Origin of the sequence: Streptomyces sp. Rer75, from assembly GCF_013414305.1 — a bacterium.
Taxonomy (GTDB): domain Bacteria; phylum Actinomycetota; class Actinomycetes; order Streptomycetales; family Streptomycetaceae; genus Streptomyces; species Streptomyces himastatinicus.
Genome location: NZ_CP058693.1, coordinates 7,074,569 through 7,098,957, shown reverse-complemented (window position 1 = coordinate 7,098,957; position 24,389 = coordinate 7,074,569). Strand labels below are relative to the sequence as shown.

General features: G+C 72.1%; 21 protein-coding genes. 5 read left to right on the top strand and 16 right to left on the bottom strand.

What is annotated here, in order from left to right; genetic code table 11:
- Positions 1-42: 42 nt before the first annotated feature.
- From HYQ63_RS30630 to rimP, 8 genes are all read right to left on the bottom strand, one after another.
- Positions 43-999, bottom strand: a complete 957-nt coding sequence (locus tag HYQ63_RS30630; protein WP_179937054.1) for a bifunctional riboflavin kinase/FAD synthetase — start codon at positions 997-999, stop codon at positions 43-45.
- 132 nt (positions 1,000-1,131) lie between these two features.
- Positions 1,132-2,052, bottom strand: a complete 921-nt coding sequence (gene truB, locus HYQ63_RS30625) for a tRNA pseudouridine(55) synthase TruB (RefSeq protein ID WP_179937053.1) — start codon at positions 2,050-2,052, stop codon at positions 1,132-1,134.
- Positions 2,049-2,531, bottom strand: a complete 483-nt coding sequence (rbfA, locus tag HYQ63_RS30620) for a 30S ribosome-binding factor RbfA (protein ID WP_179937052.1) — start codon at positions 2,529-2,531, stop codon at positions 2,049-2,051. The genes truB and rbfA overlap by 4 nt, the downstream gene beginning before the upstream one ends.
- Positions 2,532-2,608: 77 nt before the next feature.
- Positions 2,609-2,905: a DUF503 domain-containing protein gene (locus HYQ63_RS30615; protein WP_179937051.1), complete on the bottom strand. Its 297-nt coding sequence runs from the start codon at positions 2,903-2,905 to the stop codon at positions 2,609-2,611.
- A 121-nt stretch (positions 2,906-3,026) separates the two neighbouring features.
- Entirely contained in the window at positions 3,027-6,149 is a 3,123-nt protein-coding gene (gene infB, locus HYQ63_RS30610; RefSeq protein ID WP_179937050.1) for a translation initiation factor IF-2, read from the bottom strand.
- A gap of 153 nt (positions 6,150-6,302) precedes the next feature.
- Positions 6,303-6,593: a YlxR family protein gene (locus HYQ63_RS30605; RefSeq protein ID WP_179937049.1), complete on the bottom strand. Its 291-nt coding sequence runs from the start codon at positions 6,591-6,593 to the stop codon at positions 6,303-6,305.
- Positions 6,594-6,710: 117 nt separating this feature from the next.
- On the bottom strand, positions 6,711-7,703 hold the full coding sequence (gene nusA, locus HYQ63_RS30600; protein ID WP_179937048.1) for a transcription termination factor NusA: 993 nt from the start codon (positions 7,701-7,703) through the stop codon (positions 6,711-6,713).
- Between the two features lie 2 nt (positions 7,704-7,705).
- On the bottom strand, positions 7,706-8,212 hold the full coding sequence (gene rimP, locus HYQ63_RS30595) for a ribosome maturation factor RimP (RefSeq protein ID WP_179937047.1): 507 nt from the start codon (positions 8,210-8,212) through the stop codon (positions 7,706-7,708).
- A 191-nt stretch (positions 8,213-8,403) separates the two neighbouring features.
- Between rimP and HYQ63_RS30590 the strand changes: the two genes are divergently transcribed.
- The 3 genes from HYQ63_RS30590 to HYQ63_RS30580 all read left to right on the top strand — a co-directional run bounded on the left by HYQ63_RS30590 (position 8,404) and on the right by HYQ63_RS30580 (position 10,474).
- On the top strand, positions 8,404-8,967 hold the full coding sequence (locus HYQ63_RS30590) for a hypothetical protein (RefSeq protein ID WP_179940671.1): 564 nt from the start codon (positions 8,404-8,406) through the stop codon (positions 8,965-8,967).
- 61 nt (positions 8,968-9,028) lie between these two features.
- Positions 9,029-9,502, top strand: a complete 474-nt coding sequence (locus HYQ63_RS30585; RefSeq protein ID WP_179937046.1) for a ferritin-like domain-containing protein — start codon at positions 9,029-9,031, stop codon at positions 9,500-9,502.
- 39 nt (positions 9,503-9,541) lie between these two features.
- Entirely contained in the window at positions 9,542-10,474 is a 933-nt protein-coding gene (locus HYQ63_RS30580; protein WP_179937045.1) for an aminoglycoside phosphotransferase family protein, read from the top strand.
- Positions 10,475-10,849: 375 nt separating this feature from the next.
- On the opposite strand, the gene HYQ63_RS30575 is transcribed toward HYQ63_RS30580, so the two are convergent.
- From HYQ63_RS30575 to HYQ63_RS30545, 7 genes are all read right to left on the bottom strand, one after another.
- Positions 10,850-12,559 carry a proline--tRNA ligase gene (locus HYQ63_RS30575; RefSeq protein ID WP_179937044.1) on the bottom strand — a complete coding sequence of 570 codons (1,710 nt, stop codon included), beginning with the start codon at positions 12,557-12,559 and terminating at the stop codon, positions 10,850-10,852.
- Between the two features lie 156 nt (positions 12,560-12,715).
- Positions 12,716-13,282: a GNAT family N-acetyltransferase gene (locus HYQ63_RS30570; protein ID WP_179937043.1), complete on the bottom strand. Its 567-nt coding sequence runs from the start codon at positions 13,280-13,282 to the stop codon at positions 12,716-12,718.
- A 30-nt stretch (positions 13,283-13,312) separates the two neighbouring features.
- Positions 13,313-14,158: a GNAT family N-acetyltransferase gene (locus HYQ63_RS30565; RefSeq protein WP_123104274.1), complete on the bottom strand. Its 846-nt coding sequence runs from the start codon at positions 14,156-14,158 to the stop codon at positions 13,313-13,315.
- A gap of 148 nt (positions 14,159-14,306) precedes the next feature.
- A complete protein-coding gene (ispG, locus tag HYQ63_RS30560) occupies positions 14,307-15,464 on the bottom strand; it encodes a flavodoxin-dependent (E)-4-hydroxy-3-methylbut-2-enyl-diphosphate synthase (RefSeq protein ID WP_179937042.1) in 1,158 nt (385 codons plus the stop codon).
- Positions 15,465-15,604: 140 nt separating this feature from the next.
- A complete protein-coding gene (locus HYQ63_RS30555; protein ID WP_179937041.1) occupies positions 15,605-16,906 on the bottom strand; it encodes an RIP metalloprotease in 1,302 nt (433 codons plus the stop codon).
- On the bottom strand, positions 16,903-18,168 hold the full coding sequence (gene dxr / locus HYQ63_RS30550; protein ID WP_179937040.1) for a 1-deoxy-D-xylulose-5-phosphate reductoisomerase: 1,266 nt from the start codon (positions 18,166-18,168) through the stop codon (positions 16,903-16,905). Before dxr ends, HYQ63_RS30555 begins: the two co-directional genes overlap by 4 nt.
- A gap of 80 nt (positions 18,169-18,248) precedes the next feature.
- Complete coding sequence (locus HYQ63_RS30545; RefSeq protein WP_179937039.1) at positions 18,249-20,183, bottom strand: acyl-CoA dehydrogenase family protein; 1,935 nt, start codon at positions 20,181-20,183, stop codon at positions 18,249-18,251.
- A 222-nt stretch (positions 20,184-20,405) separates the two neighbouring features.
- On the opposite strand from HYQ63_RS30545, the gene HYQ63_RS30540 reads away from it, so the two are divergent.
- Entirely contained in the window at positions 20,406-21,413 is a 1,008-nt protein-coding gene (locus HYQ63_RS30540) for a LacI family DNA-binding transcriptional regulator (protein WP_179937038.1), read from the top strand.
- A gap of 117 nt (positions 21,414-21,530) precedes the next feature.
- A complete protein-coding gene (locus HYQ63_RS30535; protein WP_179940669.1) occupies positions 21,531-23,579 on the top strand; it encodes a TIM-barrel domain-containing protein in 2,049 nt (682 codons plus the stop codon).
- Between the two features lie 55 nt (positions 23,580-23,634).
- On the opposite strand, the gene HYQ63_RS30530 is transcribed toward HYQ63_RS30535, so the two are convergent.
- Entirely contained in the window at positions 23,635-24,324 is a 690-nt protein-coding gene (locus HYQ63_RS30530; RefSeq protein ID WP_373689161.1) for a hypothetical protein, read from the bottom strand.
- Between the last annotated feature and the right edge of the window lie 65 nt (positions 24,325-24,389).

Below are 24,389 nucleotides of genomic sequence, written 5' to 3'. Positions count from 1 at the left end.
ATGAACCGGCCCGGCGGGGCGATCGCCGTCGTATGACTGCGTTCAGCGGTTGCTGTCGTACTCCTCCACCAGCTCGCTCGCCCGCTTCACATCGGCCGCCATCCGCTCCAGCAGCGCCTCGATCGAGTCGAACTTCTCCTGGCCGCGCAGGAAGGCGAGGAAGTCCACCTCCACATGGAGCCCGTACAGATCCAGACCGACCCGGTCGATCGCGTACGCCTCCACGGTCCGCTCGGTCCCGTCGAACTGCGGGTTGGTGCCGACCGAGATGGCCGCGGGCATGGACTCGCCCTCGGCCGTCAGCCAGCCCGCGTAGACCCCGTCGGCCGGGATCGCGGTGTGCGGCAGCGTCTCCAGATTGGCCGTGGGGAAGCCGAGTTCGCGGCCGCGCTGCGCGCCGCGGACCACGACGCCCTCGACGCGGTGCGGCCGCCCCAGGACCTCCATGGCGCCCGTGACGTCCCCCTCGGCGACCAGCCTGCGCACCAGGGTGGACGAGAACGGCTCGCCGCCGCCCGCCTCGCCGCGCTCGTACAGGTCGATCACCTCGACCTCGTAGTCGTAGGTGGTGCCCAGTTCGCGCAGCGAGTCGACGTTCCCGGCGGCCCGGTGGCCGAAGCGGAAGTTGGGGCCCTCCACCACGACCCGCGCGTGGAGCTTGTCGACCAGCACCTTCACCACGAAGTCGGCGGGGGTGAGCCGCGAGAACTCCTGGGTGAACGGAAGGATCAGCACCGCGTCCACGCCCAGCGCCGCCATCAGCTCCGCGCGCCGCTGGTGCGGGGCGAGCAGCGGCGGATGGCTGCCGGGCCGCACGACCTCGCTCGGGTGCGGGTCGAAGGTGACCACGACCGCCGGTACGCCCAGCTCCCGCGCGCGGGCCACCGCGCGGCCGATGATCAGCTGATGCCCGCGGTGCACTCCGTCGTAGGAACCGATCGTGACGACGCTGCGCCCCCAGTCCTCGGGGATGTCCTCCAAGCCACGCCAGCGCTGCACTATGCCCGCTCCTCGCCCGAACCTTCGACTGCCGACTTATCGCTTTCGCTTTTGCTTTCGCAGGTCTAAGACTGCCATGCCGCCTGCCCCCGCCGTGCACCGGAGGCCGGTCGGCGGGGGCCCGCGGAACCCCTATGCGAAGACGGCGAGGCTCTTGGCCCGGCCCTTCGACTCCTCCACCAGGGCCAGGAAGCGCCCGTCAGGCCCGAAGACCGCCACCGGGCCCGCTCCGGCGCCCTCGCGCGGCGCCATGTCGATCCGTACGCCGTTCCCCAGCAGCCGGGCCTGGTGCGCGTCGACGTCCCAGCGCGGGAAGGCAGCGGCCGCGGCCTCGGCGATGGGCATGATCTGGAGGGACTCCTCCAGCTGCTCCAGCTTCCGCGCGGCCTCCAGCCCGTACGGGCCGACGCGGGTGCGGCGCAGCGCCGTCAGATGGCCGCCGGTGCCGAGCCCGGCGCCGAGGTCGCGGGCCAGGGCGCGGATGTACGTACCCGAGGAGCACACGACCGTGACGTCGAGGTCGAGGACGGGGGTGCCGTCCTCGGCCTTCGCCTCGCGGGCCTCATGGAGGACGAAGGACGAGACGGTGACAGGCCGGGCCGGAATCTCGAACTCCTCGCCCTCCCGGGCCCGGGTGTAGGACCGCTTGCCGTCGATCTTGATGGCGCTGACCTTGGACGGCACCTGCTGGATGTCCCCGGTCAGCTCGCCGATCCCGGCCTCGACGGCGCTCAGCGCGGTCCCCGCCGCCCCGCCGGAGGAGGTGATCTCCCCCTCGGCGTCGTCGGTGACCGTGGTCTGGCCGAGCCGGATCGTGGCCGTGTACTCCTTCTCGGTCAGCGCCAGATGGCCGAGCAGCCGGGTCGCCTTCTCGACGCCGATCACGAGCACGCCCGTGGCCATCGGGTCCAGCGTCCCGGCGTGCCCGACGCGGCGCGTACCGGCGAAGCGGCGCATCTTCGCGACGACGTCGTGCGAGGTGAACCCGGCCGGTTTGTCGACGATCACCAGGCCGTCCGGCGCACCGGAACCGGCCCTGCCCTTGCGTGTCATGCGTCCGCGGCACCCTTGCCGTCGGAGGGAGACTCGTCGTCGTCCCCGTCCGCCTCCTCCTCGCCCGGCTTGCGGTACGGATCGGCGTCACCGGCGTACGTGGCGCCCGAGGACGCCTCCCGGACCTCGGCGTCGGCCGCCTTGGCCTTGGCGAGGAGGTCGTCGATCGTGCGGGCGTTGTCCGGCAGGGCGTCCGGGACGAACGTCAGGGTCGGGGTGAACCGCACCCCGGTCTGCCGTCCGACCTCCGACCGCAGCACGCCCTTGGCGCTCTCCAGGGCGGCGGCCGAGGCCGCGCGCTCCTCGTCGTCGCCGTAGACCGTGTAGAAGACGGTCGCCTCCCGCAGATCACCGGTGATCCGGGTGTCGGTGATGGTCACATAGCCGAGCCGCGGGTCCTTGATCCGCCGCTGGAGGGTCTCCGCGACCACGACCCGGATGCGGTCCGCCAGCTTGCGTGCCCGCGCGGTGTCGCTCATGCGTCTTCTTCTCTCTTCTTCGCTTCAGTCATCGATGAACAGGGACGGTCATCGACCGGCCGCCGATTCCCCGGCCCTCACTCGTCGTCGCCACCGTGGAACCGCCGTCGCACCGACAGCAGATCCACCTCCGGCCGCCCCGCGACCAGCCGCTCGCAGCGGTCGAGGACGTCGTTGAGGTGGCCCGCGTCCCCGGAGACCGCCGCGAGGCCGATCTCGGCCCTGCGGTAGAGGTCCTGGTCGCCGACCTCCGCCACGCTCACCGCGTACTTGCGGTGCAGCTCGGCGACGATCGGGCGGACGACGGAGCGCTTCTCCTTCAGCGACCGTACGTCGCCGAGAAGCAGGTCAAAGGACAACGTCCCTACATACATGCGGTCCGGGTCAAGCCACCCGTGGGGCCTTCGAGGTTCAGGCTTCTCGAACCGTACACGCAAGGGCCGGGGCCGATCGACGGAAATTCTCCGCCGACCGGCCCCGGATGAGAGGCGCGCGTCAGCCGCGCGGCTTCTCGCGCATCTCGTACGTCGCGATGACGTCGTCGATCTTGATGTCGTTGTAGCTGCCGAGGTTGATACCGCCCTCGAAGCCTTCGCGAATCTCGGTGACGTCGTCCTTGAAGCGGCGCAGGCCCTCGATGTTGAGGTTCTCCGCGATGACCTTGCCGTCCCGGAGGAGGCGGGCCTTGGTGTTCCGCTTGACCTCGCCGGAGCGGATGAGGACACCCGCGATGTTGCCCAGCTTGGACGAGCGGAAGATCTCGCGGATCTCCGCCGTGCCCAGCTCGACCTCTTCGTACTCCGGCTTGAGCATGCCCTTGAGGGCCGCCTCGATCTCCTCGATCACCTGGTAGATGACCGAGTAGTAGCGGACGTCCACGCCCTCGCGCTCGGCCATCTGCGTGGCACGCCCGTCGGCGCGCACGTTGAAGCCGATGACGATGGCGTCGGAGCCGGTCGCCAGGTCGATGTCCGTCTCGGTGACCGCACCCACACCGCGGTGCAGGACGCGCAGGTCGACCTCTTCGCCGACGTCGAGCTGGAGCAGGGAGGACTCGAGGGCCTCCACCGAACCGGACGCGTCGCCCTTGATGATGAGGTTGAGCTGCTGGACCTGACCGGCCTTGAGCACCTTGTCCAGGTCCTCCAGGGAGACCCGGCGGGTGCGCTTGGCGAAGGCGGCGTTGCGCTCGCGCGCGGCGCGCTTCTCGGCGATCTGACGGGCGGTGCGGTCCTCGTCGACGACGAGGAAGTTGTCGCCCGCGCCCGGCACGTTGGTCAGACCGAGCACCAGGACCGGGGTCGAGGGACCCGCCTCCTGGAGCTGGTTGCCGTTGTCGTCGAGCATCGCCCGGACGCGGCCGTACGCGTCGCCGACGACCATCGTCTCGCCGACCCGCAGGGTGCCGCGCTGGACCAGCACGGTGGCCACGGCGCCGCGGCCGCGGTCCAGGTGCGCCTCGATCGCGATGCCCTGCGCGTCCTGCTCCGCGTTGGCGCGCAGGTCGAGCGAGGCGTCCGCGGTGAGGACCACGGCCTCGAGCAGCTCGTCGATGTTCAGACCCTGACGGGCGGAGATGTCGACGAACATGGTGTCGCCGCCGTACTCCTCGGCCACCAGGCCGTACTCGGTCAGCTGACCGCGCACCTTGGTCGGGTCCGCGCCCTCGACGTCGATCTTGTTGACCGCGACCACGATCGGCACGTCGGCCGCCTTGGCGTGGTTCAGCGCCTCGATCGTCTGGGGCATCACACCGTCGTTGGCCGCCACCACGAGGATCGCGATGTCGGTCGACTTGGCACCACGGGCACGCATGGCGGTGAACGCCTCGTGACCCGGGGTGTCAATGAAGGTGATCTTGCGCTCTTCCTCGTTGACCTCGGTCGAGACCTGGTACGCACCGATGTGCTGGGTGATGCCGCCGGCCTCGCCCGCGACCACGTTGGTCTTGCGGATCGCGTCCAGCAGGCGCGTCTTACCGTGGTCGACGTGACCCATGACGGTCACCACCGGCGGACGCGCGACGAGCATCTCCTCGCCGCCCTCGTTCTCGCCGAACTCGATGTCGAAGGACTCGAGAAGCTCGCGGTCCTCCTCCTCCGGGCTGACGATCTCGACGGTGTAGTTCATCTCGTCGGCGAGGAGCTGGAGCGTCTCGTCGGAGACCGACTGGGTCGCGGTGACCATCTCGCCGAGGTTGAGCATCACGGCGACCAGCGACGCCGGGTTGGCGTTGATCTTCTCCGCGAAGTCGGTGAGCGACGCACCACGCGACAGCCGGACCGTCTGGCCGTTGCCGCGAGGCAGCATCACGCCGCCGACCGACGGGGCCTGCATGGCCTCGTACTCCTGGCGCCTCTGCCGCTTCGACTTACGGCCACGACGCGCCGGACCGCCGGGACGGCCGAACGCACCCTGCGTGCCACCACGGCCACCGGGACCACCCGGACGACCGCCGAAGCCCGGACGGCCACCGCCGCCACCGGGACGACCGGCGAAACCGCCGCCGCCACCCGGACGGCCGCCGCCGCCACCACCGGGACGACCGGCGAAACCGCCGCCGCCACCCGGACGGCCACCGCCGCCACCACCGGGACGACCGGCACCGCCGGGACCACGACCGCCGCCGCCACCGGGGCCCGGACGCGGACCCGCGGCCGGACGCTGCGGCATCATGCCCGGGTTCGGACGCGGGCCGCCGGAGCCGCCGCCGGGACGGGGGCCGCCGCCCTGGGCGCCCTGCGGACGCGGCATCGAACCCGGAGTGGGACGGGGACCGCCCGCACCCTGGCCGCGACCGGCACCGGGACCGCCCTGGCCGCCGCCCTGCGGACGCGGACCGGCACCGCCCTGGCCGCCGGGGCCCGGACGGGCGCCGCCGCCGGGACGGGGCGCCTGCGGGCGCGCCATGCCGGTGGAGCCACCGGAGGTGAAGGGGTTGTTACCCGGACGCGGACCGGCCGGACGGCCGCCGCCCGGACGCGGGCGCTCCTGGCCCGGACGCGGGGCGCCGGAACGGCCGCCCTGGCCGCCCTGACCCTGACCACCCTGGCCCTGGCCGCCCTGGCCGCCCTGACCACCGGGGCCGGGACGGGCGCCGGGGCGCGGACCGGGCGTGGCGCCCGGCTTGCCGGGGCCGCCCGGGCCCGGCTTGGCCGGGGAGGGCTTGGGGCCGGGGGTGGCCGGCGGGGCGGTGAACTCGGGCTGCGCCGGAGTCGCGGGCTGCGCCGGACCCGGCTTGGGGCCGGGCGTCGGGCGGGCACCCGGGGTCGGGCGCGGGCCCGGAGTGGGCGCCGCGGACGGCGTGCTGCGCGGGCCCTCGGCGGCGGCCGGCTTGGGGCCGGGCGTCGGGGGCTTGGGGGCAGCGGGACGGGCCGCCGACGCCGGACCCGGCGTCGGGGGCTTGGGCGTCGCCTTGCGCGGCGCCGAGGGCTTGCCGGAGGCACGGCCGGAGCCGTTGCCACCCTGGAAAGCGTCAGTCAACTTACGGACAACCGGCGCCTCGATCGTCGAGGACGCCGAACGTACGAATTCACCGAGCTCCTGGAGCTTGGCCATGACGACCTTGCTCTCAACGCCGAACTCCTTGGCGAGTTCGTATACCCGGACCTTAGCCACTTCGCTCCTTTTAGGTCCGGGTTACCGCCGGACCGTCGCTACTTCATGGGCGTACTCATCGCGTACTCATCGAGTGCTCATCGCAATCTCGACCTACTTCCGACTCGCGAGGTACCTGACCGCACGGTTGTCCCGTGCCGTTCTTCCAGCTTCTTACTGGGGTGACTGGTCACCCTGGTGCTCGACATAGCGGCGCACGTCCGTGGTGTCGAGCGCCCCCGGTCCCCTGAAGGCCCGGGGAAAGGCCCGGCGGCGAACCGCCAGGTCGAAACAGATCCGTGTCGGGTGCATATAAGCTCCCCGACCGGGCAGCGTACCGCGCCGATCGGGGACGCAAACGCCCTCGACCGCCACGATGCGCAGCAGATCGTCCTTGGCCGCCCGGTCCCGGCATCCCACACAGGTTCTCTCAGGGCAGGCACGAGCTCGTGTGCGGCCAGACACTGCTTAAGTCTACCTCCCTGCGCCGACCTCACCCCTTGGGGGGAGTGATCGAACCGTCACTCGATTTCGGCTGGATCCCGGGTGTCCGCGGCTTGAATCAGCCTTGATCGACCCTGTTCAGGCCTGCTCGGCGGACTGATCGGTGTCCGGCCGGATGTCGATCCGCCAGCCCGTGAGCCGGGCCGCGAGCCGGGCATTCTGCCCTTCCTTGCCGATCGCCAGCGACAGCTGGTAGTCCGGCACGGTGACCCGCGCGGACCGGGCCGCCAGGTCAACCACCTCGACCTTGCTCACCCGGGCGGGGGACAGCGCGTTCGCCACCAGCTCGGCGGGGTCGTCCGACCAGTCGACGATGTCGATCTTCTCACCGTGCAGCTCGGCCATCACGCTGCGCACCCGGCCGCCCATCGGGCCGATGCACGCGCCCTTCGCGTTCAGGCCCGAACGGGTGGACCGGACGGCGATCTTGGTGCGGTGCCCCGCCTCACGGGCGATCGCCGCGATCTCCACCGAGCCGTCCGCGATCTCCGGCACCTCGAGCGCGAAGAGCTTCTTCACCAAATTGGGATGCGTACGCGAAAGGGTCACCGACGGCCCGCGCACGCCCTTGACCACTCGTACGACGTACGTACGGAGCCGGGTGCCGTGCGCGTAGTCCTCGCCGGGCACCTGCTCCTGCGACGGCAGGATCGCCTCGAGCCGGCCGATGTCCACCAGGATGTTCTTCGGGTCCTTGCCCTGCTGGACGACGCCCGCGACGACATCGCCCTCCCGCCCCGCGTACTCGCCGAAGGTGATCTCCTCCTCGGCGTCCCGCAGCCGCTGGAGGATGACCTGCTTGGCGGTCATGGCGGCGATCCGGCCGAAGCCGGAGGGGGTGTCGTCGAACTCGCGGGGCTCCTCGCCCTCCTCGAGATCGTCGGCGTCCTCCCGGGCCCACACCGTCACATGGCCACTGTTGCGGTCCAGCTGCACCCGGGCCCGCCGGCGGCTTCCCTCGGTGCGGTGGTAAGCGATGAGGAGAGCCGACTCGATCGCCTCGACCAGCAGGTCGAACGAGATCTCCTTCTCCCGCACCAGACCCCGCAGGGCACTCATGTCGATGTCCACGGCTACGCCTCCTCCTTGCTCTCGTCGCCCTCGGGCTTGCGGTTGAACTCGATCTCCACGCGTGCCTTGGAGATCTCCTTGAAGGCCAGCCGCCTGGCGGTGGGCTTGCGCCCCTTCACTCCGGGGACTTCCAGATCCAGCCCCTCGTCATCGACCGCGATGATCCGGGCGATCAGCTCGCCGCCCTCCACCAGCTGCGCCTTCATCAGCCGCCCGGTCGCCCGGCGGTAGTGGCGCTGCTCGATCAGGGGGCGCTCGGCGCCGGGGGAGGTGACCTCCAGGACGTACGGGGTCTGGCCCATCGCGTCCGACTCGTCGAGCGTCTGCGAGATCGCCCGGCTCAGCTCAGCACACGTATCCAGCTGCACGCCGTCGTCGGAGTCCACCACGATGCGAAGGACGCGCCGCTTCCCGGCCGGTGTCACCTCGACCTCTTCCAGATCCAGGTCCCGTGCGCTGACGAGCGGTTCCAGCAGTCCGCGCAGCCTTTCGCTCTGGGTCGTGCTCATCCGGGTGACTCCTCGGCCGCGTGTGCTGTTGTGGGAAGGTCGCGTGTCAGCTCAAAGCCTATCTGTTCCGGCACCGAGCTGACGATTCGGTGGCCGCTGCCCGGCATTCCGGCCCCGCGCGGGTACGCTCGCCTGCTGTGATCACTAACGGCGGCCGGGAGCTGCCGCAGCCCGGAAAGAGGAACGTGTCGATCACGAATCCCCCACCTCGCCCCACGTCCCCGTCCCTCCCCCAGACCGCGTCCCCGCGGCGGCGAAGTCTGCTGCTGGCCGGTGGCTCGGCGGGCGCCGCCGCGCTGCTCGCCGGCTGCTCCGGTGACTCGGACGACGGACACCGGTCATCCGGTTCCGCGGACGCCGCGGCGCTGCGCGCCCGGGGCGTACGGGACTCGGCCGCGCTCCTCGCGCGCTACGACGCGACCATCGACGCCCATGCCGGGCTCGCGGAGCGGCTGCGGCCGCTGCGGGCGGAGACGGCGGCCCACATGGCGGCGTTCGGCTCCAAGGACCCCTCCGCGTCCGCCTCGGCGACCGCGTCCCGCTCACCGGCCGCGGGCGGGCGGCGGCTGCCCGCGGTGCCCGAGGACGAGAAGAAGGCCCTCGGCGCCCTCGCCCAGGCCGAGCGGCACACCGCCGACAGCCGCACCACGGCGCTCGTCGGCGCGCCGCCCGAGCTGGCCCGGCTGCTGGCCTCCGTCGCGGCCTGCGGCGCCGCCCATGTGTATCTCCTCACCCAGGGCGGCCCGGGCTCATGACGGTCCCCGTCAGCCCCTGTGACACCACCTTCAGCACCCTCCGCGCGGAAGGAGTACCCGGATGAACCGCTCCGCGACGCTCAAGGCCACCCAGGCCGCGCTCGCCGCCGAGCACGCCGCCGTGTACGGATACGGCGTCGTCGGCGGCCGGATCGGCGACGACCGTCTCGCCGAGGCGCGCGAGGGGTACGCCGCGCACCGGTCGCGCCGCGACGACCTCGTGCGCACCGTGCGCGACATGGGCGGTACGCCGCAGAGCGCGGCCCCCGCGTACGCGCTGCCGTTCGCGGTGCCCGACTCGGCCGCCGCGGTCCGGCTCGCCGCCGAGTTGGAGAACCGGGTGGCCGCCGTCTACGCCGACCTCGTACGCACCTCCGACGGCGCCCTGCGGCGGCAGGCGGCGGGCGCGCTGCGCGAGGCGGCGGTCCGGTCGGTGCGCTGGCGGGGCGGCGGCGTAGCCTTCCCTGGGCTCACCGAGCGCGCCGCGCCGGGCGCCCCGTCCCCGTCTGCGAGCGGAGCCGCCGACGGGGTCTGATGGTCCGAGAGTACGAAGGCGACAGGGGGCAGCTCGGGAATGGCAGCGGACACGGGGGACGCGAGACCCCTCCAGGTGCCGAAGCGGCTGGTGGACGCGGTGGGCGACGATCCGGCGGAGCCCGTACGGAGCTGGCTGGACAGCCTGCCGCAGCTGGCCGCGCGGCGGCTGCGCGCATGGGAGCTGGCCCCCGAGCGGGTCGTCACGCCCGGCGGCCGCGGCGGCCTGATCGTGCTCGTACGGCAGGCGGACGACACCCCGGCGGCGCTCAAGTTCCCCGTACCGGGCCCGGGCCAGGGCGATGAGGCGGCCGCGCTCGCGCACTGGAACGGCTGGGGCGCCGCCCGGCTCCTGCGCGCCTCCCAGGAGGACGGCGCGCTGCTGATCGAGCGGCTCCAGTCCGCCGTGTCGCTGCGCTCGCTGCCCGAGGCGAAGGCGCTGCTGGAGGCGGCGGGCACGGTACGGCGGCTGTGGGTGCCGCCGCCCGCCGAGGACGCGTTCGGCACCGTCGAGGAGCGGACGGGGGCGGCCGCCGAGGTGCTGCCGACGCTCGCCTCGGGGGCATGGGCGGCCGACGTACGCCCGCTCGCCGACGAGGCCCTGGAACTGCGGTCCGGCCTGACCGCCCAGCCCCCCGAACGGCTGCTGCTGCACGGCGACTTCCGGCAGGGCAAGGTGCTGTCCGGGGAGCGGACGCCATGGCTCGCGGTGGGCCCGCGACCGGTCGTCGGGGAGCGCGCGTACGACCTGGCGCGGCTGGTCCTCGACCGCTGCGAGGACCTGGCCGCGGGCCCCGGCCCGGGTGCGGCCGCGCGGCGCCGGATCGCCAAGCTGGCCGACTCCCTGGACGTCGACCGCGACCGGTTGCGCGGCTGGTCCCTCTTCCGCGCCGTGGAGACGGGCCTGCGCCACGGGGCAGCCGGTGACCGGCGCCGGGCCGAGCTCCTGCTGGAGTTCGCGGGCTGGCTGTAGTCCCCCACCCCGCCCCTCCCCGAACCCAGGGGCTCCGCCCCTGGACCCCGACACCCCGGGCCGCGCCGGATTCGGCCCTACGGTCCGGAGGCCCGGCGCGGCGCGCAGTCCGGGCCCTGCGGGGGGCCTGGGTGCGATCCCTGCGGGGAGCAGGCGCCAGAACCCCCGGCACGGTGCGGGAGCACACGGCCCGGACCGGAGACAGCGCCCCGACGCGATGCGGCGGGCAGTCCCGGTCGCGGGCGTGGGCGGAGGCCCGTCTCGGGCCGGGCCCCGGCGGGGAGCAGGGTGGAGCCCCGGCGTGGGGCGGGGCCGCGGCCCCGGTCCGGCACGGTGGCAGCCCCGGCCCGGTGGGGGCGGGGGCTCGCTCCTGGGTCAGGAGGTGAGACGGGACAGCGCTTCGTCGATCGGGAGTTCTTCGCGGTCGCCGGTGCGGCGGTCCTTGAGTTCGACCACGCCGTCCTTCGCGCCGCGGCCGACGACCAGGATCGTCGGGACGCCGATCAGCTCCGCGTCGGTGAACTTCACGCCCGGGGAGACGCCGGCGCGGTCGTCGACCATGACCCGGACGCCCGCCGTGCCGAGCTTCTCGGCGAGGTCCAGGGCCAGCTCGGTCTGGAGGGCCTTGCCCGCCGCGACGATGTGGACGTCGGCCGGGGCGACCTCGCGGGGCCAGCAGAGGCCGGAGTCGTCGTGGGTCTGCTCGGCGAGGGCGGCGACCACGCGGGAGACGCCGATGCCGTACGAGCCCATGGTGACCCGCACCGGCTTGCCGTTCTGGCCGAGCACGTCGAGCTGGAAGGTGTCGGCGTACTTGCGGCCGAGCTGGAAGATGTGGCCGATCTCGATGGCCCGGTCGAGCGCGATGCCCGTGCCGCACTTGGGGCAGGGGTCGCCGGGCTCGACGACGACCACGTCCAGGTAGTCGTCGACCTCGAAGTCGCGGCCGCAGACGACGTTGCGGGCGTGGGTGTCGGGCTTGTTGGCGCCGGTGACCCAGGCGGTGCCGGGGGCGACCCGCGGGTCGGCGATGTAGCGGAAGGACTTGCCCGCCAGGCCCTGCGGGCCGACGTAGCCGCGGACCAGGTCGGGGCGGCCCTCGAAGTCCTCGGCGGTGACCAGCTCGATCTCGGCCGGGGCCAGGTGCTCACCCAGCTTGCCGAGGTCGACCTCGCGGTCGCCGGGGACGCCCACCGCGGTGATCTCGCCGTCGACCTTGATCAGGAGGTTCTTGAGGGTGGCGGAGGCCGGGACGCCCAGGTGCTCGGCAAGGGTCTCGATGGTGGGGGTGTCGGGGGTGTCCAGCTCCTCGACCGGCCCGTGCTCGGCGCCCTCGACGGCCGGGACGGCGGTGGTGACCGCCTCCGTGTTGGCCGCGTAGTCGCAGTTCGGGCAGTCCACGAAGGTGTCCTCACCGGCCGCCGCGGGGGCCAGGAACTCCTCGGAGGCGGAGCCGCCCATCGCGCCGGAGACGGCCGAGACGATGCGGTAGTCGAGGCCCAGGCGCTCGAAGATCCGCTGGTAGGCCTCGCGGTGCAGCCGGTAGGACTCGGCCAGGCCCTCGTCGCTGGTGTCGAAGGAGTACGAGTCCTTCATCTGGAACTCGCGGCCGCGCAGCACGCCCGAGCGCGGCCGGGCCTCGTCCCGGTACTTGGTCTGGATCTGGTAGAGCATGACCGGCAGGTCCTTGTAGGACGTGCACTGGTCCTTGACCGTCTGGGTGAAGATCTCCTCGTGGGTGGGGCCGAGGAGGTAGTCGCCGCCCTTGCGGTCCTTGAGCCGGAACAGCAGGTCGCCGTACTCCTCCCAGCGGCCGCTTGCCTCGTACGGCTCCTTGGGGAGCAGCGCGGGCAGCAGCACCTCCTGGGCGCCGATCGCGTCCATCTCCTCGCGCACGATCCGGGAGACGTTCTCCAGGACCTTCTTGCCGACCGGCAGCCAGGTCCAGATGCCCGCGGACGCGCGGCGGACGTAGCCGGCCCGGACGAGCAGCTTGTGGCTGGCGGTCTCGGCGTCGGCCGGGTCTTCGCGCAGTGTCTTCAGCATCAAGGTGGACATGCGCTGGACGTGGGCGGCGTTGGCCATGGGGTCTTCTCCTGCGTACGAGATGGATGTCAGGAGGTTAGCCGCCCGGGGACGCAACCCGGAAATGCGCTCCGTAGGGGCACGCTGGGGGGCTTGTTGATCAGGCCGGATCAGCGAGCGGCGTCGGGAGCCCGGCATGATCGGCAAGACACCCCCCTAGCGGCGCAGCGGCAGGGGGGCGCCCATGACGGCGTACGGGCTGGGCGCGCTGGGGAAGAGCACCGGGCGGGCGAGGTCGCGGTAGCCCAGCGAACGGTAGAGGCAGCGGGCCGGGCTGTCGGTGTCGATGGCGGAGAGGATCGAGCGCGGCTGCACGGCGCCGTCGGTGATGGCGGTGATCAGCCGGCGGCCGATGCCGCGGTTCTGGTAGCCGGGGTGGACGTGCAGCTCGGTGATGACGAAGGCGTCGTCCAGCCAGTCCTCGTGCCCGGCCGCGCGCAGATAGGGCTGGACGATGGTGGACCACCAGTGGGTGCGGTCGTTGGGCATGCCGTAGACGAAGCCCACGAGCCGCCCCTCCGGGGTGGTCGCGCCGAGGGCGCGGGCGCCGGGGCTGGTGAGGTGGCGCAGCACGATGTGCCGCCGTACGCCGATCTCCTCGTCCGTCAGCCCGAAGGCCACGGCCTGCACGGCCAGCGCGTCGTCCACGCGTGCGGCGAGGTCGAGCGGGCCGACGACGACACCTCGGGGGTCCGGGGGATGTTCCCCGGGCATCTCCAGCATGGGCGGCACCCTACTGGCCCGGTCCGGCGATCAGAACAGCACGCTCATGAACGCGCCGACCTCCTGGAAGCCGACGCGGCGGTACGCGGCGCGGGCCGCGGTGTTGTAGTCGTTGACGTAGAGACTGGCCACCGGTGCGATCTCGTTCAGCGCGTAGCCCAGCACGGCGGCCATGCCGGTCTCGGAGAGCCCGCGGCCGCGGTATTCGGGGGCGACCCAGACGCCCTGGATCTGGCAGGCGTGCGGGGTGGCGGCGCCGATCTCGGCCTTGAAGACGACGCGGCCGTTCTCGACGCGGGCGAAAGAGCGCCCGGCGGCGACGAGTTCGGCGACCCGCGCCTGGTAGAGCAGTCCGCCGTCGCCCGCGAGCGGTGAGACGCCGACCTCCTCGGTGAACATCGCCACGCACGCGGGCATGATCACGTCCATCTCGTCCTTGCGGATCCGGCGCACCCGCGGATCGGGCGGGACGTCGGCGGGCATCGAGGTGGTGACCATAAGCGGCTGACGCGCGCGGACCTCACGGGCCGGGCCCCAGCTGGGCTCCAGCAGGGACCACAGCTCGGCCGTGGTGTCGGCGGGGCCGACGATCGAGGAGCAGCGCCGCCCGGACCGGCGGGCGCGCTCCGCGAAGCCGCGCACGGCCTCGGGGGTGGCGCAGATGGGGACCAGGTTGGCCCCGGCATAGCAGAGCGACTCGAGCCGTCCGCCGCTGTACCAGCCCCACATCTCGCCGCCCAGCCGCCACGGGTCCAGGCCGGCGACCTGGACGCGGGCGGCGACGAAGGCGTTGGAGACGGGGTCGCGGTTGAGCACCGCGAGGGCCGAGTCGAGCTCCTGGGGCTCGAGGACCCTGGTGGTGGACGTCGTCAGCACGTGTCGGTTTGCCTCACCGGTTGCGGGCCTGCGGGCCGGAGGGGACTCGATTCCCCGCACTGTACCGCCCCCTCTGATATGGCTCGTTCCTCCCCCGGCTACCGCTGGGAGGGCCCCCGCCGGGGTGCACGCCCTCCCCGGGCTGCCGTCACCCGCCGACGGAGACCTGCGGTTCGCCGGAGGCGATGCCGTCCTTCTCCATCTGCTCGGCGATCTTCATCGCCTCGTCGATCAGGGTCTCCACGATCTTCGACTCCGGCACGGTCTTGATGACCTCGCCCTTCACGAAGATCTGCCCCTTGCCGTTGCCGGACGCCACACCGAGGTCCGCCTCGCGCGCCTCGCCCGGGCCGTTGACGACGCAGCCCATCACGGCGACCCGCAGCGGGACCTCCATGCCGTCCAGCCCGGCCGTGACCTCGTCGGCCAGCTTGTAGACGTCGACCTGGGCACGCCCGCACGACGGGCACGAGACGATTTCCAGCCGCCGCTGCCGCAGGTTCAGCGACTCCAGGATCTGGATGCCGACCTTGACCTCCTCGGCCGGCGGCGCCGACAGCGAGACCCGGATCGTGTCGCCGATGCCCTCGCTCAGCAGCGCGCCGAAGGCCACCGACGACTTGATCGTGCCCTGGAACGCGGGCCCGGCCTCGGTGACGCCGAGGTGGAGCGGGTAGTCGCACTGGGCGGCCAGCTGGCGGTACGCGTTGACCATCACGACCGGGTCGTTGTGCTTCACCGAGATCTTGATGTCCCGGAAGCCGTGCTCCTCGAACAGTGAGCACTCCCACAGGGCCGACTCCACCAGCGCCTCGGGCGTGGCCTTGCCGTACTTCTCCAGCAGCCGCTTGTCCAGCGATCCCGCGTTGACGCCGATGCGGATCGGCACGCCCGCGTCCGAGGCCGCCTTCGCGATCTCCTTGACCTTGTCGTCGAACTGCCGGATGTTCCCCGGGTTCACCCGCACGGCCGCACAGCCGGCGTCGATCGCGGCGAAGACGTACTTCGGCTGGAAGTGGATGTCCGCGATGACCGGGATCTGCGACTTCCTGGCGATCACGGGCAGCGCCTCGGCATCGTCCTGCGACGGGCAGGCGACCCGCACGATCTGGCAGCCCGACGCCGTCAGCTCCGCGATCTGCTGGAGCGTCGACCCGATGTCCGCGGTCACCGTCGTCGTCATCGACTGCACCGAGATCGGTGCGTCGCCGCCCACGGCGACCGGCCCGACGTGGATCTTCCGGCTGACCCGGCGGTCGGCGAGCTTGGTCGGTACGGACGGCATTCCGAGTGAGATCGCAGTCATCTGGTTCGTAGCCCCAAGAAGGTGTTTGAGTGGCCCGAGATCGGCGGGCTCCGGGTCCGAGATTACGGCACCGGGTGGCGCCCCAGCACACTCCGGGCCCGAAGTCCACCCAAAGGCGAACTTCGGGACAGGTCACATCATCAGGAAATTCGTACGGGATTCACCACGTCGGCCACCAGAACGAGCAGCGTGAAGCAGATGAAGATGCCGGCGATCACATAGGCGACCGGCATCATCTTGGCCACGTCGAACGGACCGGGGTCGGGCCGCCGGACCAGGCGCGCGAGGCGGCGGCGCAGGGACTCCCACACCGCGCCCGCGATGTGGCCGCCGTCCAGCGGCAGCAGCGGCAGCATGTTGAACAGGAACAGCGAGAGGTTGAACCCGGCGACGAGGAAGAGCATCGTCGCGACGCGCTGCGAGGGCGGGATGTCGAGGTTGGCGACCTCGCCGCCGACCCGGGCGGCGCCGACGACGCCCATCGGGGAGTCCGCCTTGCGGGGCGCGTCCCCGAAGGCCGCGTTCCACAGGTCGGGGACCTTGGAGGGCAGGGCAACCAGGGACTGGACGCCGTCCTCGACCATGGTGCCCATGCGGTCCACGGACTGGCCGAGGGACTGCTTCACCACGCCGTTGGCCGGGGTGAAGCCGAGGAACCCGGCGCTCACGTACTGGCCCTCGACGTAGCCGCCGTTCCCGTCGGACTTGGCGACCTTGTTGGTGATGAGGTCGGCGTTCAGGGTCTTGCGGGCGCCGTCCCGCTCGACGGTGATCGTCGCGGGTCCCGTGGTCTTGCGGATGTCCTGCTGGAGGGTGCTCCAGTCCGCGACGCGGTGACCGTTGAAGGCGACGATCTTGTCCCGGGGCTGGAGCCCCGCGGCCTTGGCCGGGGAGTCCTTGGCGCCCTTGGGGCACTTGTCGGTCGAGGACGAGGCCGGGACCACACAGGCGGAGACGGTGCCGACACTGGTCGTCTGGGTGTTGACGCCGAAACTCATCATCACGCCGACGAAGATCACCACGGCGAGGACGAGGTTCATGAACGGCCCGGCGAACATCACGATCACGCGCTTCCACGGCGCGCGCGTGTAGAACATGCGGGTCTCGTCGCCGGGCTGGAGCTCCTCGTAGGCGGCCGACCGGGCGTCCTCGATCATGCCGCGCCACGGGGAGGTGGACCGCTGGGTGACCTTGCCGTCGTCGCCGGGCGGGAACATCCCGATCATGCGGATGAAGCCGCCGAACGGGATCGCCTTGATGCCGTACTCGGTCTCCCCCCGCTTGCGGGAGAAGAGCGTCGGCCCGAAGCCGACCATGTACTGCGGGACCCGGATGCCGAAGAGCTTGGCCGTGGAGAGGTGGCCGAGCTCGTGCCAGGCGATCGAGATCCCGAGGCCGACGGCGAATACGACTATGCCGAGGACCGTCATCAATGTCGTCATGCGTGACCCTCCGGGGTCGCCTTCGCCGCGCGGGCGGCCAGTTCACGGGCGCGGGCACGGGCCCACGTCTCGGCTTCGAGGACGTCCGCGACGGTGAGCTGAGTTCCCGCGGAGGGGGCGCCGTGCTCGGCAACCACTTCCGCGACCGTATCGACAATTCCGTTGAAGGGCAGCTTCCGGTCGAGGAAGGCGTCCACGCACTCCTCGTTCGCCGCGTTGAAGACGGCCGGGGCGGTGCCGCCGAGGCCGCCGACGTGCCGGGCGAGGTCGACCGAGGGGAAGGCCTCGGTGTCGAGGGGGAAGAACTCCCAGGTGTGGGCCCTGGTCCAGTCGCAGCCGGGGGCGGCGTCCGGCACCCGCTCGGGCCAGCCGAGACCGAGTGCGATCGCCATCCGCATATCGGGCGGGCTCGCCTGGGCGAGCGTCGAGCCATCGGTGAATTCAACCATCGAGTGGATATACGACTGAGGGTGGACGACCACCTCAATCCGTTCGAAGGGAATGTCGTAGAGCAGGTGGGCCTCGATGACCTCCAGCCCCTTGTTGACGAGGGTCGCGGAGTTGATCGTGATCACCGGCCCCATGTTCCAGGTGGGGTGGGCCAGCGCGTCCGCGGGGGTGACCTTCGTCAGCTCCTGCTTGGTACGTCCCCGGAAGGGGCCCCCGGACGCGGTGACGACCAGCTTGCGGACCTCCGCCCTGGTGCCGCCGAGCAGCGCCTGGAAGAGGGCGGAGTGCTCGGAGTCGACGGGGATGATCTGGCCGGGCTTGGCGATCGCCTTGACCAGCGGGCCGCCCACGATGAGCGATTCCTTGTTCGCGAGCGCCAGCACCCGCCCCGCCTCCAGGGCGGCCAGGGTCGGCGCGAGGCCGATGGAGCCGGTGATGCCGTTGAGCACGGTGTGGCACGCGGAGCGGGCCACCTCGACGGCCGCGTCCGGCCCGGCCAGGATCTCCGGCAGCGGCTCGCCCGCGCCGTACCGCCCGGACAGCGCCGCGCGCAGCGCGGGCACCGCGTCCTCGCGGGCGACCGCGACGGTGGCCACCTTCAGCCGGTGGGCCTGCTCGGCGAGCAGGTCGGCCCGCCCTCCGGCGGCGGACAGGGCGGTCACCCGGAAGCGGTCCGGGTTGCGCAGGATCACGTCGATGGCCTGGGTGCCGATCGATCCGGTCGAGCCCAGGATCACGATGTGGCGGGGGCTCCCGGGGTCGGCGGGGGCTGCCGGGGGGCGCAGATGCGGGTCAGCCAGGGAATCCGTCATCTGCCCATTGTTGCGTCAGCCGCTTCGTGCGCCTAAACCGGCGCCGCCCCCGCGCACGGCGGGAGCGGCGCCGGGCGGCGTCAGTGGACGGGGCGGTGGACGTTGTCCCTCGTCGAGGGCCCGGGGGTGGCGTCGGCGATCCACGGCCCTTCGCCGCTGGGGTCGAGAATGCCCGCCTCCAGCCACTCGTACGAGCCGGCGAGCACCCCGGAGACCACCTTGCGGTCGAGGTCGTCGGTGTTGGTCCACAGCCGGCCGAAGAGTTCGTCGGCGCGGATGCGGGCCTGCCGGCAGAAGACGTCGGCCAGCTGGTACGCCTCGGCGCCGTGGTCGCCGCGGCTGCGCAGCATCTCGGCGCGCACACAGGCCGCGCTCATCGCGAACAGCTCCGCGCCGATGTCCACGATCCGGCTGAGGAAGCCCTGTTTGGTCTCCATCCGGCCCTGCCAGCGGGACATGGCGTAGAACGTCGACCGGGCGAGCTTGCGCGCCGAACGCTCGACGTAGCGCAGATGCGGGGACAGGTCCCGGTGGCCGGGCGGGGCGAACTCGGCGTACGCGCGCGGGAGATGGCCGGGGCCGGTGACCAGGCCCGGCAGCCAGCGGGCGTAGAACCCGCCCGCCTTGGCGGCCGCCCTGCCCTTGTCCGACAGGGACTTGTCCGGGTCGATGAGGTCGCCCGCCACCGACAGGTGCGCGTCCACGGCCTCCCGGGCGATCAGCAGGTGCATGATCTCGGTGGAGCCCTCGAAGATCCGGTTGATGCGCATGTCCCGGAGCATCTGCTCGGCGGGGACCGCCCGCTCCCCGCGGGCGGCGAGCGAGGCCGCGGTCTCGAAGCCGCGGCCGCCGCGGATCTGGACCAGTTCATCGGTCATCAGCCAGGCCATCTCGCTGCCGTAGAGCTTGGCGAGCGCCGCCTCGATGCGGATGTCGTTGCGGTCCTCGTCGGCCATCTGGGAGGCGAGGTCGATGACCGCCTCCAGCGCGAAGGTGGTCGCCGCGATGAAGGAGATCTTGGCGCCGACGGCCTCGTGCCGGGCGATCGGCTTGCCCCACTGCTCACGGGCCGCGGACCATTCGCGGGCGATCTTCAGGGACCACTTCCCGGCGCCCGTGCACATCGCGGGCAGCGAGAGCCGCCCGGTGTTGAGCGTGGTCAGCGCGATCTTGAGACCGGCGCCCTCGGGGCCGACGCGGTTGGCCGCGGGGACCCGGACCCGGTGGAAGCGGGTCACCCCGTTCTCGATGCCGCGCAGCCCCATGAACGCGTTGCGGTTCTCGACGGTGACGCCCTCGGCGGCCGTCTCGACGATGAAGGCGCTGATCCCGCCCTTGTGGCCGTCGGACTTGGGCACCCGGGCCATGACAACGAGGAGGTCGGCGACCACGCCGTTGGTGGTCCACAGCTTGACGCCGTCGAGGATGTAGTCGTCCCCGTCGGGGACCGCGGTGGTGGCGAGCCGCGCCGGGTCGGACCCGACGTCCGGCTCGGTGAGCAGGAAGGCCGATATGTCGGTGCGGGCGCAGCGCGGCAGGAAGCGGTCCTTCTGGTCCTGGGTGCCGAACAGCTTGACCGGCTGGGGCACGCCGATGGACTGGTGGGCGGAGAGCAGCGCGCCGATGGCGGGGCTGACGGAGCCGGCCAGCGCGAGGGCCTTGTTGTAGTAGACCTGGGTGAGGCCCATGCCGCCGTACTTGGTGTCGATCTTCATGCCGAGCGCGCCGATCTCCTTGAGGCCCTGGATGGTCTCGTCGGGGATCTGCGACTCGCGCTCGATGCGGGCGGGATCGATCCGGGTCTCGCAGAACTCGCGGAGCTTGGCGAGGAACGCCTCGCCGCGGCGCACATCGTCCGGTGCGGGCGCGGGGTGCGGATGGATCAGATCGAGACGGAAGCGGCCGAGGAACAGCTCCTTGGCGAAGCTCGGCTTGTGCCATACCTGTTCGCGTGCGGCCTCGGCGACCTGGCGCGCTTCACGCTCGGACACCGGCCTGACGGATGATGCGGTCATCGGTGCTCCCTTGCCGCAAATGACGATCTCGTGACATTACCGGCACGTACCGCTGTTCAGTGTGCCTCCGGCGGGCCGGGTCGGCAAAGTGGTGCGGCACGACGAAGCGCGGGTGCAGCGCTGGTGAAGCGCTTCGACAATCTATGGACAGCTCGCGCTGGACAGGTCTACTGTCTGCGTCGAAGCGCTTCGCTGCCCCTTCCCGCCGGACGGAGTCCCCGCATGGTCACGCTCGCCGAGGTCGCCCGCCACGCCGGAGTCTCCGCCAGCACGGTGAGCTACGTCCTCAGCGGCAAGCGCTCCATCTCGGCGCCCACCCGGGAGCGCGTCGAGCGGTCCATCAAGGAGCTGGGCTACCACCCGAACGCCGGAGCCCGCGCCCTCGCCAGCAGCCGCTCCAACATCATCGCGCTGATGGTGCCGCTGCGGACCGATATCTACGTACCGGTGATGATGGAGGTCGCCATCGCGGTCGCCACCACCGCCCGCGCGCACGGGTACGACGTGCTACTGCTCACCGGCGAGGAGGGCCCCGCGGCGGTGCGCCGGGTCACCGGCAGCGGGCTCGCCGACGCCATGATCCTGATGGACATCGAGCTGGAGGACGAGCGGCTGCCGCTGCTGCACGCGGCCCGCCAGCCCACCGTGCTGATCGGGCTGCCCGCCGACACCATCGGCCTGACCTGCGTCGATCTCGACTTCACCGCCACCGGCGCGCTGTGCGCGGAGCATCTGGCCGCCCTCGGCCACCGGGAGATCGCCGTGATCGGCGAGGCGGCGGCCGTCTACGAGCGCCACACCGGGTTCGCCGAGCGGACCCTGGACGGGCTGCGCACGGCCGCCCGCGAGCTGGGGCTGCGGGTGCTGCACCGCCCGTGCGAGGGCAGCTACGAGTCGATGGACGGCACCCTGTCCCGGATCTTCGACGAGCGCCCCGGCACCACCGGCTTCATCGTCCAGAACGAGGCCGCCATCGACCCGCTGCTGAGCCTGCTGCGGCGGCAGGGGCGGGCGGTCCCCGAGGACGTCTCGGTGGTCGCCATCTGCCCCGACCAGGTGGCCACCAGTGCGTCCGTGCGGCTCACCTCGGTCGCCATCCCCGCGCAGGAGATGGGGCGGCGGGCCGTCGAGCTGGTGGTGGCCAAGCTCCAGGGCGACGCCTCCGAGCAGGTGGCGCTGCTGCCCCCGGAGCTGACCGTACGGGCCAGCTCGGGCCCGCCGCCGTCCTGACGCCACCGGCACCGCCGACGCCGCTGGCACCGCCGACGCCGCGACCCGTACGCACCGGCCGTACGACCCCTCACCGCCGCACCCCCGAGGAGCGCATCCGTGAACCCGTCGCCGCTCATCCCCGCCTCGCCCGCCTCTTCCGTCACGTCGGTCTCTTCCGCGCTCGCCCAGTCCTCCCCCACCGTCGGCACCTTCGCCGAGCGCGGCGGCGCCCTGGAGTGGAGCGGACGCCAGGAGACCGTACGGCTCGAACCGTGGGGGCCCGACGCGATCCGGGTGCGCGCCCGGCTCGGCGGGCCGGTCCTCGACGGACTGCCCGGGGCGCTCCGGGACGCCCCGCCGTCCGCCGCGTCCGTCGAGGTGGCGGAGGGGCACGCCGCGCTGACCAACGGCGCGCTCACCGCCGAGGTCGCCGCGGACGGCATGATCCGCTTCGTGCGGACCGCGGACGGCGCGGAGCTGCTGGCCGAGGAGCGCGCCCACTTCTGGTGGCCGGGGCCACGGCTGCGGACCGCGACCGGCAACGGCTACCACCGCCTGGAGCAGCGCTTCCGCGCGTACGAGGGCGAGAAACTGTACGGGCTGGGGCAGCACCAGCACGGGCTGCTCGACCAGAAGGGCGCGGTCGTCGACCTCGTCCAGCGCAACTCCGAGGTGACCATCCCCGTCCTGACCTCCAGCCGCGGCTACACGCTGCTGTGGAACAACCCGGCGATCGGGCGCGTCGAGCTGGGCGCGACCGGCACCCGCTGGGTCGCCGACAGCGCCCGCCAGATCGACTACTGGATCACCGCCGGGGATCCGGCCACCGCCCAGCGCCGCTACACCGCGGTCACCGGCCGCGCCCCCATGCTGCCGGAGTGGGCGGCCGGGTTCTGGCAGTGCAAGCTGCGCTACCGCACCCAGGAGGAGCTGCTGAGCGTCGCCCGCGAGCACCGGCGGCGCGGGCTGCCGATCTCCGTCATCGTGTGCGACTTCTTCCACTGGACGCATCTGGGCGACTGGAAGTTCGACCCCGTGGCCTGGCCCGACCCGGCCGCGATGGTGCGGGAGCTGGACGAGCTGGGCATCCGGCTGATGGTGTCGGTGTGGCCGTCGGTCTCGCCGCTGAGCGAGAACCACGCCACCATGGAGCAGCGCGGCTTCCTGATCGGCACCGAGTACGGCCCCGTGGCGCACGCCGACTGGCCCGACCGGCGGGAGGGCGAGCGGATCCAGGTCGCCTTCTACGACGCCACCCACCCCGGGGCGCGGGAGTTCGTCTGGTCCCGGGTGAAGCAGAACTATCTGGAGCCGTACGGCATCCGCGCCTTCTGGCTGGACGCCTGCGAGCCCGAGCTGAAGCCCGGCTTCTCCGCGAACCTGCGCTACCACGCGGGTCCCGGGCTTGAGGTCGGCAACCTCTACCCGCGCGAGAACGCCCGCGCGCTGTACGACGGGATGCGGGCGGCGGGCGAGGAGGACGTCGTCACCCTCATCCGCTCGGCCTGGGCGGGCAGCCAGGCCTACGGCGCCGTCCTGTGGTCCGGCGACATCGGCACCGACTTCCCGACCCTGCGCCGCCAGCTCGCCGCCGGGCTCAATGTGGCGCTGTGCGGCATCCCGTGGTGGAACACCGACATCGGCGGCTTCCACGGCGGGGACCCGGACGACCCGGCCTACCGCGAGGTGCTGATCCGCTGGTTCCAGTTCGGCGCGCTGTCCCCGGTGATGCGGCTGCACGGCTACCGCGCCCCGGGGCTGCCACTCGGCCCGCAGATGACCGGCGGCCCGAACGAGGTGTGGTCGTACGGCGAGGACGCGGAGCGGATCCTGGCCTCGTACCTGCGGCTGCGCGAGCGCCTGAAGCCGTACCTGCTGGCGCAGATGCGCACCGCCCACGAGGAGGGCCTGCCGCCGCTGCGCCCGCTCTTCCTGGAGTTCCCCGACGACCCGGCCGCCTGGGACATCGCCGACTCCTACCTGCTGGGCCCGGACCTCCTGGTCGCCCCGGTCATGGAAGCGGGCGCGGTCGAGCGGACGGCGTACCTCCCGGCGGGCGCGCGCTGGACGGACGCCTGGACGGGCGAGGAGTACGACGGCGGGCGGCCGGTGACCGTCCCCGCTCCCCTGGACCGCATCCCGCTGTTCCTGCGGGACGGCGCCCGGCTGCCGGTGCGGGACTGACCGCCGCAGGGGGCGCGTACCGCCGCCACGGAGAGCGGCGGCGGTACGCGGGGTGTCAGCTCGCGCTGACGCCGAAGCTCTTGGTGCGGAAGTCCAGGCCGCCGGCCGACGAGGTGATCTCGTAGCCGAACTGGACGTCACCGATGGTCACATCGCCGAACCAGCCCTTGGTGTTCTTGATCCAGTTCACGATGGGCTTGATGTCCACGGTGCCGGAGCTGGAGTTGGAGCTGCGGATGAAGGAGAAGACCTCGTTGGCGCCGTTGCTGCCCTTGTAGACGGCCCAGGTGTGGCCGCCGAGGGTGACGGTGCCCTGCGAGGTGCCGAGGGGGCCGACCGCGCCGGTCTTGTTGACCCACAGCATGATCTCGTAGTCGTAGTTGCTGTCCCAGATGTCGTACGAGGTGTTGTACGCGCCGGAGGACGGCACCGTCACGCTGTAGTTGCTGGTGAGGCTGTTGATGGCGCTGATCTTCTTGCCGACGACCTTCTTGGCGTTGGGGTAGGACTTGATGCCGCCGGTGTTCGGGTGGTTGGCCCACACCCCCCAGTCGCTGGCGGAGTTGGCCCAGATCGTCTGGGAGCCCGCGCCGGAGCCCCAGATGTTGTTGTAGAGCGTGTAGCCGCCGGTGGACCAGTTGCCCCACTGCTCGGAGGACGACCAGGTGGCGGCCTGGGCGGGGGCGGCGGCGAAGCCGACCACGGCGAGGAGCGCCAGTAACGGCGTCAGGAGAAGCGAACGCACGGCTCGTCTTGGCACGATGCCGATTCCTTTCGGGTGGGGGGATTCCGGGGATCTCGGGTGTCCCG

Excerpts from the sequence above, each read along its gene's own strand:
- truB (WP_179937053.1), bottom strand. The coding sequence starts at position 2,052 with ATGACACGCAAGGGCAGGGCCGGTTCCGGTGCGCCGGACGGCCTGGTG.
- rbfA (WP_179937052.1), bottom strand. The coding sequence starts at position 2,531 with ATGAGCGACACCGCGCGGGCACGCAAGCTGGCGGACCGCATCCGGGTC.
- HYQ63_RS30615 (WP_179937051.1), bottom strand. The coding sequence starts at position 2,905 with ATGTATGTAGGGACGTTGTCCTTTGACCTGCTTCTCGGCGACGTACGG.
- rimP (WP_179937047.1), bottom strand. The coding sequence starts at position 8,212 with ATGAGCACGACCCAGAGCGAAAGGCTGCGCGGACTGCTGGAACCGCTC.
- HYQ63_RS30585 (WP_179937046.1), top strand. The coding sequence starts at position 9,029 with ATGAACCGCTCCGCGACGCTCAAGGCCACCCAGGCCGCGCTCGCCGCC.
- HYQ63_RS30580 (WP_179937045.1), top strand. The coding sequence starts at position 9,542 with ATGGCAGCGGACACGGGGGACGCGAGACCCCTCCAGGTGCCGAAGCGG.
- HYQ63_RS30575 (WP_179937044.1), bottom strand. The coding sequence starts at position 12,559 with ATGGCCAACGCCGCCCACGTCCAGCGCATGTCCACCTTGATGCTGAAG.
- HYQ63_RS30570 (WP_179937043.1), bottom strand. The coding sequence starts at position 13,282 with ATGCTGGAGATGCCCGGGGAACATCCCCCGGACCCCCGAGGTGTCGTC.
- ispG (WP_179937042.1), bottom strand. The coding sequence starts at position 15,464 with ATGACTGCGATCTCACTCGGAATGCCGTCCGTACCGACCAAGCTCGCC.
- HYQ63_RS30555 (WP_179937041.1), bottom strand. The coding sequence starts at position 16,906 with ATGACGACATTGATGACGGTCCTCGGCATAGTCGTATTCGCCGTCGGC.
- dxr (WP_179937040.1), bottom strand. The coding sequence starts at position 18,168 with ATGACGGATTCCCTGGCTGACCCGCATCTGCGCCCCCCGGCAGCCCCC.
- HYQ63_RS30545 (WP_179937039.1), bottom strand. The coding sequence starts at position 20,183 with ATGACCGCATCATCCGTCAGGCCGGTGTCCGAGCGTGAAGCGCGCCAG.
- HYQ63_RS30540 (WP_179937038.1), top strand. The coding sequence starts at position 20,406 with ATGGTCACGCTCGCCGAGGTCGCCCGCCACGCCGGAGTCTCCGCCAGC.